Annotated in this window: 14 protein-coding genes and 1 pseudogene; 8 read left to right on the top strand and 7 right to left on the bottom strand. The window is 70.1% G+C overall.

Translation table 11 applies throughout. The annotated features are described in order from the left end of the window. Nucleotides 1–106: 106 nt before the first annotated feature. Nucleotides 107–1,051, bottom strand: coding sequence for a Bug family tripartite tricarboxylate transporter substrate binding protein (locus H7965_RS14920; RefSeq protein ID WP_186771384.1), 945 nt, complete (start codon nucleotides 1,049–1,051; stop codon nucleotides 107–109). Nucleotides 1,052–1,131: 80 nt separating this feature from the next. Then, nucleotides 1,132–1,590, bottom strand: coding sequence for a hypothetical protein (locus H7965_RS14915; RefSeq protein WP_186771383.1), 459 nt, complete (start codon nucleotides 1,588–1,590; stop codon nucleotides 1,132–1,134). Between the two features lie 68 nt (nucleotides 1,591–1,658). Between H7965_RS14915 and H7965_RS14910 the strand changes: the two genes are divergently transcribed. Genes H7965_RS14910 through H7965_RS14895 form a run of 4 tightly spaced genes read left to right on the top strand, consistent with a single transcriptional unit; the run spans nucleotide 1,659 to nucleotide 5,573 of the window. Continuing rightward, nucleotides 1,659–2,186, top strand: coding sequence for a carboxymuconolactone decarboxylase family protein (locus H7965_RS14910; protein ID WP_186771382.1), 528 nt, complete (start codon nucleotides 1,659–1,661; stop codon nucleotides 2,184–2,186). Further along, complete coding sequence (locus H7965_RS14905; RefSeq protein ID WP_186771381.1) at nucleotides 2,183–3,850, top strand: thiamine pyrophosphate-binding protein; 1,668 nt, start codon at nucleotides 2,183–2,185, stop codon at nucleotides 3,848–3,850. The genes H7965_RS14910 and H7965_RS14905 overlap by 4 nt, the downstream gene beginning before the upstream one ends. 2 nt (nucleotides 3,851–3,852) lie before the next feature. Further along, on the top strand, nucleotides 3,853–4,812 hold the full coding sequence (locus tag H7965_RS14900) for a 3-hydroxyacyl-CoA dehydrogenase family protein (protein WP_186771380.1): 960 nt from the start codon (nucleotides 3,853–3,855) through the stop codon (nucleotides 4,810–4,812). Beyond that, the gene (locus H7965_RS14895) at nucleotides 4,809–5,573 is read left to right on the top strand and encodes an SDR family NAD(P)-dependent oxidoreductase (RefSeq protein ID WP_186771379.1); all 765 of its coding nucleotides are present in this window, start codon (nucleotides 4,809–4,811) and stop codon (nucleotides 5,571–5,573) included. Before H7965_RS14900 ends, H7965_RS14895 begins: the two co-directional genes overlap by 4 nt. A 76-nt stretch (nucleotides 5,574–5,649) precedes the next feature. Here the strand turns inward: H7965_RS14895 and H7965_RS14890 are convergent, their stop codons facing one another. Next, nucleotides 5,650–6,636 carry an NADPH:quinone reductase gene (locus H7965_RS14890; protein WP_186771378.1) on the bottom strand — a complete coding sequence of 329 codons (987 nt, stop codon included), beginning with the start codon at nucleotides 6,634–6,636 and terminating at the stop codon, nucleotides 5,650–5,652. Next, nucleotides 6,636–7,025: a RidA family protein gene (locus tag H7965_RS14885; RefSeq protein ID WP_186771377.1), complete on the bottom strand. Its 390-nt coding sequence runs from the start codon at nucleotides 7,023–7,025 to the stop codon at nucleotides 6,636–6,638. Before H7965_RS14885 ends, H7965_RS14890 begins: the two co-directional genes overlap by 1 nt. 186 nt (nucleotides 7,026–7,211) lie before the next feature. Here H7965_RS14885 and H7965_RS30910 point away from each other — a divergent pair, with 186 nt between their 5' ends. Both H7965_RS30910 and H7965_RS14880 read left to right on the top strand, forming a co-directional pair. Beyond that, nucleotides 7,212–7,334, top strand: a complete 123-nt coding sequence (locus tag H7965_RS30910) for a hypothetical protein (RefSeq protein WP_261394209.1) — start codon at nucleotides 7,212–7,214, stop codon at nucleotides 7,332–7,334. Nucleotides 7,335–7,355: 21 nt separating this feature from the next. After that, nucleotides 7,356–7,955: a glutathione S-transferase family protein gene (locus H7965_RS14880; protein ID WP_186771376.1), complete on the top strand. Its 600-nt coding sequence runs from the start codon at nucleotides 7,356–7,358 to the stop codon at nucleotides 7,953–7,955. A 97-nt stretch (nucleotides 7,956–8,052) separates the two neighbouring features. Here H7965_RS14880 and H7965_RS14875 read toward each other — a convergent pair whose 3' ends face one another. Together H7965_RS14875 and H7965_RS14870 are read right to left on the bottom strand one after the other, a co-directional pair. Next, nucleotides 8,053–9,279, bottom strand: coding sequence for an MFS transporter (locus tag H7965_RS14875; RefSeq protein WP_186771375.1), 1,227 nt, complete (start codon nucleotides 9,277–9,279; stop codon nucleotides 8,053–8,055). Between the two features lie 16 nt (nucleotides 9,280–9,295). Beyond that, a complete protein-coding gene (locus H7965_RS14870) occupies nucleotides 9,296–10,996 on the bottom strand; it encodes an N-acyl-D-amino-acid deacylase family protein (RefSeq protein WP_186771374.1) in 1,701 nt (566 codons plus the stop codon). A gap of 205 nt (nucleotides 10,997–11,201) precedes the next feature. Between H7965_RS14870 and H7965_RS14865 the strand changes: the two genes are divergently transcribed. After that, nucleotides 11,202–12,002: an enoyl-CoA hydratase-related protein gene (locus H7965_RS14865; protein ID WP_186771373.1), complete on the top strand. Its 801-nt coding sequence runs from the start codon at nucleotides 11,202–11,204 to the stop codon at nucleotides 12,000–12,002. A gap of 171 nt (nucleotides 12,003–12,173) precedes the next feature. Then, nucleotides 12,174–13,049, top strand: coding sequence for a glutathione-dependent disulfide-bond oxidoreductase (gene yghU / locus H7965_RS14860; protein ID WP_186771372.1), 876 nt, complete (start codon nucleotides 12,174–12,176; stop codon nucleotides 13,047–13,049). Nucleotides 13,050–13,061: 12 nt separating this feature from the next. On the opposite strand, the pseudogene H7965_RS30905 reads toward yghU, so the two are convergent. Continuing rightward, nucleotides 13,062–13,172, bottom strand: a pseudogene (locus H7965_RS30905) (IS630 family transposase); the annotation flags it as partial.

Here is a 13,172-nt window from a genome sequence, read left to right as displayed (position 1 = left end):
TTGATCCGGCCACCGGGTTGCAGGCGATCAACGGATGCGCGGGTCAAGCCCGCGCATGACGTGAGAAGGGGGGCGCGTCACCCTGGCCCGGCCGCCTGCCAGGCACTCAATCCGCCTGGCGCAGCCCCGAAGCCTGGATCAGCTCGGCGTATTTCTGCGTCTCGGCGCGCACGTAATCGCCGAAGGCGTGGCGGTCGAGATAGCGGATCGGGTGCGAGGCGCGGGTCATGCCCTCGATGACCGAAGGCGTCCGCAGGGTGCGGGCGCAAGCGGTGTCGAGCCGGGCGATGGTCGCCTCCGGCGTCCCGGCCGGGGCGAACAGCCCGGTCCAGAGCGGGAAGACCAGATCGTGGCCCAGCTCGCGCATGGTCGGCGCATCCGGCATGTCCGGGTTGCGGCGCTCGGCGAAGATTGCCACCGCATGCAGCCCGTATTGCGACACGAGGTTGGCCTCAGCCGTCAGCATCAGCACCGTGCCGGATTGCATCGCCAGCACGCTGTCGCCGGAACCGCGGAAGGGGATGTGGTTCATCTCGATGCCGAGCGCCCGGGTCAGCCCGGTCATCGAAAGATGGCCGAGACCGCCGACCCCGCCCGAGGCGTAGGGCAACTGGCCCGGATTGGCCTTCGCCCGCGCCACGATATCCGCCACGGTCCGGATGCCGGAGGTCTTCGGCGTCATCAAGGTCGCCGGCGCTTCGGCGATCAGGCAGATGGGCGTGAGCTGGTCGGCGCGGTAGGGTGGCTTGGCCAGGAAGCTCGGCTGGATGACCACCGCCGCCATGGAGGTGAGCAGCATTGTCGCGCCATCCGGCTTGGACCGGACCACCTCGGAGGTGCCGATGGTCCCTGTGGCGCCGCCGACGTTGCGGATGACGAGCTGGCCGCCCAATTCCTCGGACAGCACCGGCTGGATCAACCGGCCGATGATGTCGGTGCCCCCGCCGGCTGGCCAGGGGATGATCATCTGAACCTGCGCCCAGGCCGGCCCTGCCAGCAACGCCAGCCCGGCCGCGATCGCGGCCAGCCGTGGAATCCTCCACTTCACCATGTTTCTTCTCCCCTGGCCCCGCTTGTTGCCGCGGGTGCCGTGGGAGGAGGCTAGCCAAATCGCCGCTGGCGCTGCAACTTCTACGGAAGCAGTCGGCGGACATAGCGCCGCGACTGGCGGAACAGCGGCCGCACCTTGTCGGTCCAGGGCGTGCTGCGGGCGGCGATCCATTCCGGCGTCTCGTTCACCTCCGGCCGCTCGAAGCGGTAGGCGGCGAGCAGGTTTGGCGCGCCGCCGTCCAGCCGGCGGTAGCGGGTGCCGCCGATGCAGCCGGGGCAGGAGGTGAGCATCGGCAGGTGCTCCTCCTCGTACCAGCGGAAGATCTCCGGCAGGTCGGCCTCGGCAATGTCGAGCTCGACGGTATAGAGGAAGGGAGCGGGCCGGCTAACATCGCCGAGCGAGGCGATGAAGGCGTAGGGGATGCCGTCCTTGGCATCCGCCGGCGGGTTCTCCAGCCAGTGCCAGACATCGGCGGGGTTCTCGATGTCCTGGTAGCGGGTTCCGGCGCCACGCCCGGGTTGGATCAGCAGATCGGCCATTGGGTTTCCTCCATTCCTTCGGCAGTATCCGCGCCACGCCACGAAGCACAAGCGCGGGGGAAACCACCATGGCCCGAATTCCCTATGCCGACCCGGGACGGCCGGAACACCGGGAGGCGGCGGCGCATATCGTCGCCAGCCGCAAGCGGCTCGGCCACCTGCACCGGATGCTGCTGCACAGTCCGCCGGTGGCCCGGGGCTGGATCGAGATGTATGACGCGGTGCGCTGGAAGACCGTGCTTTCCGGCAAGTTGCGGGAACTGGTGATGTGCCAGGTCGCCGCCATCAATGGCGCCGAATACGAATGGGCGGCGCATGCACCGATCGCGCTGAGGGAAGGCGCGACCCAGGCGCAGCTTGATGCGCTGCCCGACTGGTCGAAGGCCGATGTCTTCGACGCGCAGGAACGCGCCACTTTGGCGCTCTGCGACGCCATGACCAGGCATGTGCATGTGCCGCCGGACGTCTTCGCCGCGGCGAAGGCGGTGCTTCCGGAGCGGGAGCTGGTGGAGCTGGTGGTGACCATCGCTGGCTACAACTGCGTCTCCCGCGTCATCGAGGCCTTCGAGATCAACGGCACGGATCCGCTGCCATGAACGGCGCCGAATGGCTGGCCCGAAGCCTGAAGGACTCGGGCCAGACGCATTTCTTCTTCGTCGATGCGGTGCTGCGGCGGACCCTGCTGGAGATGGAGCGGATCGGCGTGCAGCCGGTGCTGGCGCATACCGAGAAGGCCGCGGTCTACATGGCCGATGCCTATGGCCGGATCTCCGGCCGGCCAGGAGTGGTGGCGGCGCAATCGGTCGGCACCGCCAACCTCGCCGCCGGGCTGCAGGATGCCTGGCTCGGCCGCAGCCCGGTGCTGGCGCTGACCGGGCACAAGCCCATCGGCCACCAGCATCGCAACGCCTATCAGGAAGTGGCGCATGCGCCGCTGTTCGCGCCGGTGACCAAGCACGCCGCACAGGTGCATGAGGCGGCCGACCTGCCGCGGCAGTTCCGCCAGGCTTGGTCGGCCGCGGTCTCGGCACCGCCGCGGCCGGTGCACCTCGACCTCAACGGGCTGATGGGCGAGTTCGTCGAGCGCAGCACCACGGATGAACCGCCCGCCGCCCTTGGCGCCTGGGTGGCGCCGGCGCATCGGCCGATGGCGGATGCGGCCTCGGTGCAGGCGGCGGCGCGGGCGCTGCTCTCCGCCACCAAGCTGGCGATCGTCGCCGGCGATGGCGCGGCGCTCTCAGGCTGTGGGGCGGAGGTGCTGGCGCTGGCCGAGGCGCTGCGGGCGCCCATCGCCACCTCGCTCGGGGCACGCGGCATGGTGCCGACGCGGCATCCATTGCATGTCGGCGTGGTCGGCAATTACTCGTCGCCGCCGGCGAACCAGGTGGTGCATGCGGCGGAGCTGGTGTGTTTCATCGGCTGCGACACCGGCGACCAGGTGACCCATACATGGCGGGTGCCGAAGCCCGGCGTGCGGGTGGTGCAACTCGATGCCGATCCGCTGGAATTCCATCGCAGCTACGCCGCCGAGGTGACCCTGCTGGGCGATCCGCGGGCAACCCTGGCGGCGCTGGTCGCCGCCGTCGGCACGCCGGCGCGCGACGGCGGGTTCCTGGCGGAGGCACAGGCGCTGATGGCGGCGTGGCGGCGGGAGGTGGCGCCGCGGCTCGCCAGCGATGCCGTCGCCATCGACCCGGCCCGGCTCTGTGCCGAGATCACCCGGGCCCTGCCGGCGGATGGCATCCTGGTCGCCGACACCGGCTATTCCGGCATCTGGACCGGCACGCTGATCGAGCTGGAGCCGAGCCAGACCTACCTGCGCGCGGCGGGCTCGCTCGGCTGGGCCTTCCCGGCCGCGCTCGGCGCCAAATGCGCCGCGCCTGATCGCAAGGTCATCGCCTGGAGCGGCGATGGCGCGCTCTACTACCACTTGCCGGAGCTGGAGACGGCGAAACGCCGCGGCATCGCCGTGGTGCTGGTGGTGAACAACAACTCCGGCTTCGGCCAGGGTTGGCCGGGCTACCTGAAGCAGGCCGGCAACCGACCGCGTGCCGCCGAGCAGGTGCTGCGTTTCGGCCCGACCGATTTCGCCGCCATCGCTGGCCAGTTCGGCCTGAAGGGCATCCGCGTGGAGCGGCCGCAGGAGATCGCCGCGGCGCTGGCGGAGGCGCTGGCGAGCAACGAGACCGTGGTGGTCGATGTCGCCACCGATATCGAGGCGCGGGCGCCGGAGCCCTGGACGCCGCAGGAAGGAGCATAGGCATGGCACGGGTAGCAGTCATCGGCGCCGGCACCATGGGGCATGCGCTGGCGCTGGTCTTCGCCCTCGGCGGCCACCGGGTGCGGCTGACCGACAGCAACGAGGCGACCTTGGCCCGTGCCCAGGGGCTGATGGAGACGGCGCTGGCGACCCTGGTGGCGGGGGGCGAGGCGCCGGCCGACTGGACCTCGGCGCATCTCTCCCAGGCCGTCACCCGCCACCCAACCCTGGAGGAGACGGTGGATGGCGCCGAGCTGATCGTCGAGGCGATCATCGAGACGCCGGAGGCCAAGAAGGCGCTCTACGAACAGCTTGATGCGCTGGCCCCGGCCGAGGCGATCTTCGCCAGCAACACCAGCCACCTCGACATCTTCCCGCTGATTCCCAAGGGCCGGCAACGCAAGGCGATGATCGCCCATTGGTACACGCCGCCCTACCTCGTCGACCTGGTGGATGTGATCCCCGGGCCTGGCTGCGAGCCCGGCGTGGTCGAGGGTGTTTCCGACCTGCTGCGGGCGATGGGCAAGCAGCCGATCGGGCTGAAGAAGTTCGTCCCCGGCTATGTCGCCAACCGCATCCAGGCCGCAATCGGCCTTGAGGTGCAGCACCTGCTGGACGAAGGGGTGGCGACGGCGCCGGAGATCGACGCCGCCATCATCCATGGCTTGGCGCTGCGCCTGCCGATCCTCGGCTTCTATGCCAAGGCGGATTTCACCGGCCTCGCCTTGATGCAGGCGGTCGCCGCCAACCGCAGCTATACCCCGCCGCCAGTGCGCGGCGGCAGCCCGGCGCTCGACAAGCTGGTGGCCGAGGGCCGTACCGGCGTGCTCGCCGGCGCCGGCTACTACGACTGGCCGGGCGATCCGGCGAAGCTCTTCGAGGCGCGGGACAAGCGGTTGATCGCGCTGAAGCAGGCGATGCGGCAGATCGGCACCATGGCCGGGCTGGAGCGCGACCTGTGATCCGCTACGAGCTTGCCGGAAAGGCGGCGCTGGTGACCGGCGGCGCCTCCGGCATCGGCCTGGCGCTGGTCGAGCAGCTGGCGCGCAACGGCGCGAAGGTGGCGATCAACCACCTGGCCGATGACGCGCGCGGGCCGGAGCAGGTGGAGCGGCTCCGCGCCGCGGGCTTCGATGTCATCGGTGCCCCGGGCAACGTCGGCGATGCCGTGGATTGCGAGCGCATGGTCCTGGCGGCGATCCGCGATCTCGGCCGACTCGATTATCTCGCCTGCAATGCCGGCACGCCGGGCACTCGCACCTCCGTCCCGCCCTCGGCGCTCGACCGGCTGACGGAGGAGCTGTGGAACACCGTCATCCAGGTGAATCTGCTCGGCGTGTTCCGCTGCGTGAAGGCCGCGGCGCCGGCGCTGAAGGCGGCGCGGGGCGCAGTGGTCAGCACGGCGAGCATCGCCGGCCTCGACTCCCCCGGCTCCTCCATGGCCTATGGCGCGACCAAGGCCGGCGTGATCAGCCTGACCAAGAACCTGGCGCGCACCCTGGCACCGGAAGCACGGGCCAATGCGGTGGCGCCCGGCGCGGTGGACAGCTCCTGGATGATCGAATGGACCAATGAGCAGCGCAGCGGCTCGATCGACAAGGCGCTGCTCAAACGGCGCTGTAGCACCGATGATCTTGCCGAGGTGATGCTGTTCCTGCTGGCCGGCGCCGCCATGGTCACCGGCCAGACTATCACGGTGGATGGCGGCCTGACGCTGGGCTGACGGGTGGCGCCGCCCGACCCCATCATGCACGGGCTTGGCCTGGCCTAGGCGGGCGAGGGGTGGTGGGCCCGCCGCCTCACTCCTGTGGCAACACCACCACCGTGCCCCGCTTGGTACCGGCCTCCACCGCCTCATGCGCGGCCGCCGTTTGCGCGAGCGGGAAGGTAGCGGCGATGCGGTGCAGCCGCTCGCCCTCGCGCAGCCAGCGGGTGATCTCCGTCATCGCCTGCCGCCGCGCCGCCGCCGGCGCGCTGTTCAGCACCACGCCGCGCAGGTTCACGTTCTTCCGCATCAAGGTGCCGGAGACCGGGACCGGCGGGGTCGCGCCGCCGCGGCTGGCATATCCGATGACACTGCCGTTCAGCGCCACGACCGCCGACCACAGCGCGACATTGCCGCCGACATCGACCTCGATGATGCGGTCCACGCCGCCCGTCGCCGCCATGATCCGCTGGGCGCAATCCGGCGCGCGGTAGTCGAACACCGCCTCGGCGCCGGCGGCGCGGGAATCCTCCGCCTTCCAGCCGCCGCTCGCGGTCGCACCGACCCAGGCGGCGCCGCCCCAGCGGGCGAGCTGCACCGCATAATTCCCCACCGCGCCGCCGCCGCCGGAGACCAGCACCCGTAACCCCGCGACCGGGCCATCGGCGAAGAGGCAGCGATGCGCCGTCATCGCCGGGATGCCGAGGCAGGCGCCGATCTCGAAGCCGATGTGGTCCGGCAAGGCGTGGACATACTCCACCGGCACGCAGGTGAACTCCGCCGCGGTGCCGAAGGGCCGGCCGCGCTGCGCGTTGTACAGCCAGACGCGTTGGCCGAGCAGCGCCGGGTCGGCACCCGCGCCGAGCGCCTCCACCACCCCTGCGCCATCGCTGTTCGGGATGATCAGCGGCCATTCATTGGCATAGGAGGTGCCGGCGCGGCGATAGGTGTCGGCCGGGTTGACGCCGGAAGCGGCGAGCCGCACCCGCACCTCGCCCGCGGCCGGCTCCGGCAGCGGGCGCTCGCCGGATTGCAGCACCTCCGCGGCGGGGCCGGTGTGCGTGTACCAGATCGCGCGCATCAATCGAGCGCCGCCACGCATTCGATCTCCAGCAGGAAGTCCGGCACCGGCAGCGCCGCGACCACGCAGGTGGTGCGGGCGGGCAGGTGCGCGGCGGGGAAGGCGGCGGCGTAGAGGTGGTTCATCATGCGGATGTCCTCGCTGCGGGTCAGCAGCACCGTGGTCTTCAGCACCCGGCTGAGGTCGGTGCCGGCTTCGGCGAGCACCGCCTGCAGGCCTCGCATCACCTCGGCGAATTGCGCCGGGAAGTCGCCGGTGGCGATGGCACCGCCCGGGGCGACCGGCCCGACACCGGAGACATGGAGCGTGTTGCCGTGCCGCACCGCTAGCGACAGGGGCGGGAAGGCCCGGCCGTCGTCGGGTGGCGCGAAGCGCTTGATATCGGCCATGGTGGCGGCTCCTGTTCTCGCCGGCCGAGTGTGACCGGCTTGTCGCCCGGCGGCCAGGGCGGATTGAGCGGGCATGGTTCGCATGAAGGTCTTCCGCCTCGGCCGCCACCCGGTCCCGGGTCCGGGCGCTGCCCTACCCGGGCGCGCTGACCGCTCTGCCGATCACGGAGTACATGCGCCGCGGCGGTGGAACTCATCCTCCGGCTGGCGATGCGCGGCGCGCTGGCGCCTGGGGTGGCACGGCAGCACCGCCCCTATCACCAGGGCATGCTGACGGGCTACGGTCTGCCGTCGTTGACCGACGCCTGAACGCAAGGGACGAAACACCGCATGAAGCTCGCCCACTCGCCCGCCAGCCCCTATGTCCGGAAGGCGGTGGCCTGTGCCATCGCCCGCGGCATCGACCAGCAGGTCGAGCTCTGGACGGTCGGCACCACCGACCCGGCGCTGCTGCCGCTGAACCCGCTGTCCAAGGTGCCCTCGCTGCTCACGGACGATGGCATGGCGCTCTACGACAGCCCGGTGATCTGCGAGTACCTCGACAGTATCGGCGATGCGCCGAAGCTGTTTCCGGCCCCCGGTCCGGCGCGCTGGAAGGCGCTGCAGCTGCAGGCGCTGGGCGATGGCATCCTCGACGCCACCCAGCCGCGCCGGCGCGAAGTGGCGCTGCCGCAGGATGATGGCCGGCGCGAGTACATCGCGCTGCAGCAGGGCAAGGTGGCGCGGGCGCTGGACGTGCTGGAGGCCGAGGCGGATCAGCTCGGAGCGCTGACCACGATCGGCGAGATCACCGTGGCCTGTGCCCTTGGCTACCTCGACTTCCGCTATCCGCATGAGCCGTGGCGGCCGGGCCACCCGAAGCTGGAAGCCTGGTACGCCAAGGTTTCGAAGCTGCCGGCGATGGCCCGGACCGAGCCCTTCGTGAAGTAGCTGGATTTTCGTTTGTGGGATCGGATGCGTAACTGGGGGCGTCGCCTCCGGTTACGCGGCAGAAGGGGCGGGGACTGCGTCCCCAGCCTGCCCGCAATCAGGCGGAGGCGGTCTCCGTCCTGTTCTGCGGTGCCGCGCTGCCGGGGCGCAGCAGCGCCACGCCGACCAGCAGCGCCGGCAGGCCGCAGACGATGAAGCCGGCGCCATGGCTGCCGGTCAGGCTCAGGCAGGCGGCATAGACCAGCGGCAGCAGGAAGGCGCCGATCTGGCCGAAGGACAGCACTCCGCCGGTCGCCGAGGCGCGCGCGCCGGGCGGCGCCAGCCGCGCCGCCTCCGCCAGCAGCACGCCGTGCCAGGACATCGCCGTGGCGCTGAGCCCGGCGGCGAGCAACCCGACCAGCAGCACCGACAGTTTATCGCCGAACAACCCCAGCAGCGCCGTGCTGGCCGCCATGCCGAAGGCCAGCCCGCACATCACCACCCGCGGCGACACCAGCACGCTGCCGATCCAGCCCCACAGGATGCGCCCTGGCACCGCCACCATCATGGCGGTGGAAAAGACCACCCCGGCCGCGGTCAGGCTGTGGCCGTGGTCGGTCAGGTAGATGATGAAATAGTAGGTGAAGACGGTCTGCAGCCCGTTGAAGGCGAAGCAGGCCATCGACAGGGCACGCAGCTCCCGCGCCCGCACCGCGCCGGTCAGCGTGGTCCAGAAGTCGGAGATGTGGAAGCTGCGCGACGGGATCCGGTCGGAGTCGAACTCCCGGCGCAAGGGCTGCAGGGTCAGAGTGAAGGCGAGGCAAGCGGCGGCGGCAACCAGTAACGTGCCCTGCCAATCGATCCAGCCGATCAGTGGCGGGCCAAGCAGCCCACCCAGCAGCAGCCCCGCCGGCACCGCCGTCTGCTTCAGCGAAAAGACCAGTGGTGCGTAGCGCGGCGGCGAATAGCGACCGAGCAGGTGGGAACTCGCCGGGGTCGAGACCGCGGTGCCGCCGCCGCCGATGACCGCCGAGACGATGAACATGAGGATGAGGCCGGTGGCTCCCGCCGCCAGCCCGATGGTCAGCATCACCAGCGCCAGCTGGCTCATCCGCAGCGCGCCGTAGCGCAGGATGAAGCTGCCGCAGCCGAGCTGGAACATCAGCGCGGCCACGGCTGTGAGGCTGACATAGATCCCGAACCAGGCGGGATCGAATTGCAGCTCGGCGATGACGGCGGGGGCCACCACCGCCGGCAGGCCGCGGCCGAGCGAGGCGAAGGTCTGCTGGGCGAACATCGCGCCCAGCGCGAGGAGCAATAGCTTCAGTGAACGATCAAGCCGCATGCTCTAGGGTGTAGGCTCAGCCGGCGCAGCGCACCAGCTTGCCCGGCAGCGCCCCGGTCGCCTCGCCATGGCGGTAGGTGATGGCGCCGGCGACGATGGTGGCGTCGTAGCCGCGCGCCTTCTGCATCAGCCGCCGCCCGCCGCCCGGCAGGTCGTAGAGCATGCCTGGGCGTTCCAGCGCTAGCTTGTCGTAGTCGATGACGTTGATGTCCGCCTTCATCCCGACGCGCAGCATGCCGCGGTCGGCGAGCCCCGCGGCGCGGGCGGTATCGCTGGTCTGGCGCCGCACCAGCTCTTCGACGGGCAGGCCACGCTCGCGGCCCCAGTAAGCCAGGACAAACGTCGGGAAGCTGCCGTCGGAGATGAAGCCGACATGCGCGCCGCCGTCCGACAGGCCGACGATGGTGTTGGGGTGGCGCAGCAGCTCGCGGCTCGGCTCCAGGTCGTAATTGAAGTAGTTCACCAGGGCGCAGAAGATGAAGCTGTTGCCCTCATCGGCCAGCAGCATGTCGTAGGCGACCTCTTCCGGGGTGCGACGCTCGCGCGCGGCCTGAGCGGCGATGCTGGTCTCCTTCGGCGGGGCGTAGTTGGGCGGATCACCGAAGGGGAACATGCGCTCGAAGCTGAGCCGGGTGAGCAGCGGGAAATTGCTGCCGCTGAAGCGGTCCTCGCCGAGGATGCGGGCGCGCATCGCCGGGTCGCGCATGGCGGCGACGCGCTCGGCCAGCGGCAGATGGGCGATCGCCTTGTAGCTCGGCGTGCCGCTGAACGGGTTCTGGCTGCCGAGCAGGCCCATGAGGATGCCGATCGGCCGCGGCGGGAAGACCGGGCGGATGGGCACGCCCTCGGCCGCCGCCTGGTTCGACAGCGCCAGCAGCTCCTTCCACGCCTCGGTGCGGTCGTGCCGCGCGGTCAGCGAGAACACCGCCGGCCGGCCGCTCCGCTCGACGATGCGGCGGATCAGGCCGAACTCGGTTGCCGGGTCCGGCTGGTTGAAGTCGGAGACGAATTCCAGGAAGCCCTTGCCGCCGGCCCGCAGACCCTCGGCGATGCCGGACAGCTCCTCCTCCTGTGCCCGCAAGGTCGGCGTCGGGTCGCCGGCCAGCGTCTTGTGGCTGATGGTGCGGCTGGTGGAGAAGCCGAAAGCGCCGGCGTCCACCGCCTCGGCGACGATGCGGCGCATCTCGGCGATGTCGCCCTGGTTGGCATTCTCCAGCGCCAGCGCCCGCTCGCCCATGACATAGACGCGCACCGCCGCATGCGGCACCAGGGCGCAGATGTCGATGTCGCGCGGCTTGGCGTCGAGCACCGCAAGGTATTCGGCGAAGCTCTGCCATTTGAAGTCGAGGCCCTGGGAGAGCACCGGCGCGGGGATGTCCTCGACACCCTCCATCAGCTCGATCAGCTTCATCTCCTGGCCCGGGTGCACGGGCGCGAAGCCGACGCCGCAATTGCCCATCACCGCGGTGGTGACGCCATGGATGGCGGATGGCGCGAGGTGGCTGTCCCACACCGCCTGGCCGTCGTAGTGGGTGTGGATGTCGACGAAGCCCGGCGTCACCAGCCTTCCCTTGGCGGAGATCTCTTCCCGACCGCGCGGCAGGCCGGGGCCGATCGCGGCGATGCGGCCGTCCTTGACGGCGACATCGGCCTCGAACCCGGCGCGGCCGGTCCCGTCGACGACTGTTCCACCTCGGATGACAAGATCCGCTTCCATGGCCGTTTCCTTCCTTGGACGGTCGCAACCCTAGGCCGATCCGCCCCGGCTTCCAACCCTGGCCAGCCGTGGCCGGCGCGTGATCGCCCGAGGTTGGGCAGCCGAAAGCTTGAATCGCGCGACCAACCAGCAAAGCCGGGGCCTGATTGCTTCAGCTCGAAGCAATCAGGCTCTAATGATGGGCCGCTTCTAGGAGAATCGCGCCATGTTGCTGGACCGTTCCTATTCAACCCTGCTGCTGGACGCGCCGGCCCCTGGGATCCTGCAGGTCACGCTGAACCGGCCGGAGCGGGCCAATGCCTTCACCTCAACGATGGGCGAGGAGATTCTGCAGGTGTTCCAGGCGCTGGAGGCCGATCCTGCGGCATACCGCTGCGTGGTGCTGACCGGGGCCGGCAACCGTGCCTTCTGCGCCGGTGCCGATCTGAAGGAGCGCAACGGCATGACGGATGAGCAATTCTCCCGTCAGCACTACCTGTTCGAGCGCATGGCCCGCGCCGTGCTGGCCTGCCCGATGCCGCTGCTCGGCGCGGTCAATGGCGCGGCCTTCGCCGGCGGGCTGGAACTCGCGCTGTGCTGCGACTTCCTCTACGCCAGCGAGACCGCGCGCTTCGCCCTGACCGAGGTGACACTCGGCATCATGCCCGGCGCCGGCGGCACCCAGAACCTGCCGCGCACCATCGGCGAGCGCCGCGCCAAGGAGGTGATCCTCACCGGCAAGCCCTTCTCGGCGCAGGACGCGCTGGCCTGGGGCATGGTGAACAAGCTCTACCCGGCGGAGGAGGTGCTGGCCGCGGTGCTGGAGACGGCGCAGGCCATCGCCGCCAACGCGCCGCTCTCGGTCCGCCAGGCGAAGAAGTCGATCAGCCAGGGCCTGCAGATGGACCGCGCCTCCGGGATGCTGTTCGAGATCGAGGCCTATTATCAGCTGATCCCGACCGAGGACCGCAACGAGGGCATCCGGGCCTTCAACGAGAAGCGGAAGCCCAACTTCAAGGGGCGGTAAGGCCCGGCGGCATGCGACGGGGGCCTTGCCCCCATGGCGCGTCGCTCATCGCAACGGCCGGGGCTGAATGTCCCGGCCCGTCATCGGCCCGGCCCCGCCCATCGCCTCACCCGGCCTTGTCCTGTAGGCTCGGCGATCGCGCATGCAGCCCAAGCATCGGGAGCGTCGAAGATGAGCAACGCGTCGGAATACACACCGCCCAAGGTCTGGACCTGGAACAAGGCCAATGGCGGCCGGTTCGCGAACATCAACCGGCCGATCGCCGGCGCCACGCATGACAAGGAGCTGCCGGTCGGCCGCCATCCGCTCCAGCTCTACTCCCTCGGTACGCCGAACGGCGTGAAGGTGACGGTGATGCTCGAGGAGCTGCTGGCCCTCGGCCATCGCGGCGCCGAGTACGATGCCTGGCTGATCAGGATCGGCGAGGGCGACCAGTTCGGCAGCGGCTTCGTCGCCGTCAATCCCAACTCCAAGATTCCGGCGCTGGTGGACCGCAGCGGCCCGACGCCGATCCGGGTCTTCGAATCCGGCGCGATCCTGATGCATCTGGCCGAGAAATTCGGCGCCTTCCTGCCGAAGGAGGCCGGGGCGCGCGCTGAATGCCTGTCCTGGCTGTTCTGGCAGATGGGCAGCGCGCCCTATCTGGGCGGGGGCTTCGGCCATTTCTACGCCTATGCGCCGGCCAAGATGGAGTACCCGATCGATCGCTTCGCCATGGAGGTGAAGCGTCAGCTCGACGTCCTCGATCGCCGGCTGGCGGAGGTCGAGTACGTGGCCGGAGCCGACTACACCATTGCCGACATGGCCATCTGGCCCTGGTACGGCGGCCTGGCGAAAGGCTGGCTCTACGGCGCGGCGGAGTTCCTGAAGGTGGAGGAGTACCGGAACGTGCAGCGCTGGGCCGATGCGATCGGCGCCCGGCCGGCCGTCCGGCGCGGGCGCATGGTCAACCGCGTGCAGGGCGATCCCGCATCCCAGCTGCACGAGCGCCACGACGCCGCGGATTTCGAGACCAGGACGCAGGACAAGCTGGCGGCCGGCAGCTAGAGCGTTTTCCGATCAGTCTGCGTCATAGCCGGCGGCGGCGAAGTAGTTGGCGCACTCGGCGGGCGTGAAGGTGCCGATGATGCGGCCGATGGTGTTCCAGAGGCCGTCGACGGTGCGGGTAGC

This window comes from Siccirubricoccus deserti (assembly GCF_014283215.1).
GTDB lineage: Bacteria > Pseudomonadota > Alphaproteobacteria > Acetobacterales > Acetobacteraceae > Siccirubricoccus > Siccirubricoccus deserti.
This window is presented reverse-complemented; position numbering and strand designations above follow the sequence as displayed.

Excerpts from the sequence above, each read along its gene's own strand:
- H7965_RS14880 (WP_186771376.1), top strand. The coding sequence starts at position 7,356 with ATGAAGCTCGCCCACTCGCCCGCCAGCCCCTATGTCCGGAAGGCGGTG.
- H7965_RS14920 (WP_186771384.1), bottom strand. The coding sequence starts at position 1,051 with ATGGTGAAGTGGAGGATTCCACGGCTGGCCGCGATCGCGGCCGGGCTG.
- H7965_RS14875 (WP_186771375.1), bottom strand. The coding sequence starts at position 9,279 with ATGCGGCTTGATCGTTCACTGAAGCTATTGCTCCTCGCGCTGGGCGCG.
- H7965_RS14915 (WP_186771383.1), bottom strand. The coding sequence starts at position 1,590 with ATGGCCGATCTGCTGATCCAACCCGGGCGTGGCGCCGGAACCCGCTAC.
- H7965_RS14890 (WP_186771378.1), bottom strand. The coding sequence starts at position 6,636 with ATGCGCGCGATCTGGTACACGCACACCGGCCCCGCCGCGGAGGTGCTG.
- H7965_RS14885 (WP_186771377.1), bottom strand. The coding sequence starts at position 7,025 with ATGGCCGATATCAAGCGCTTCGCGCCACCCGACGACGGCCGGGCCTTC.
- yghU (WP_186771372.1), top strand. The coding sequence starts at position 12,174 with ATGAGCAACGCGTCGGAATACACACCGCCCAAGGTCTGGACCTGGAAC.
- H7965_RS14905 (WP_186771381.1), top strand. The coding sequence starts at position 2,183 with ATGAACGGCGCCGAATGGCTGGCCCGAAGCCTGAAGGACTCGGGCCAG.
- H7965_RS14910 (WP_186771382.1), top strand. The coding sequence starts at position 1,659 with ATGGCCCGAATTCCCTATGCCGACCCGGGACGGCCGGAACACCGGGAG.
- H7965_RS14900 (WP_186771380.1), top strand. The coding sequence starts at position 3,853 with ATGGCACGGGTAGCAGTCATCGGCGCCGGCACCATGGGGCATGCGCTG.
- H7965_RS14870 (WP_186771374.1), bottom strand. The coding sequence starts at position 10,996 with ATGGAAGCGGATCTTGTCATCCGAGGTGGAACAGTCGTCGACGGGACC.
- H7965_RS14865 (WP_186771373.1), top strand. The coding sequence starts at position 11,202 with ATGTTGCTGGACCGTTCCTATTCAACCCTGCTGCTGGACGCGCCGGCC.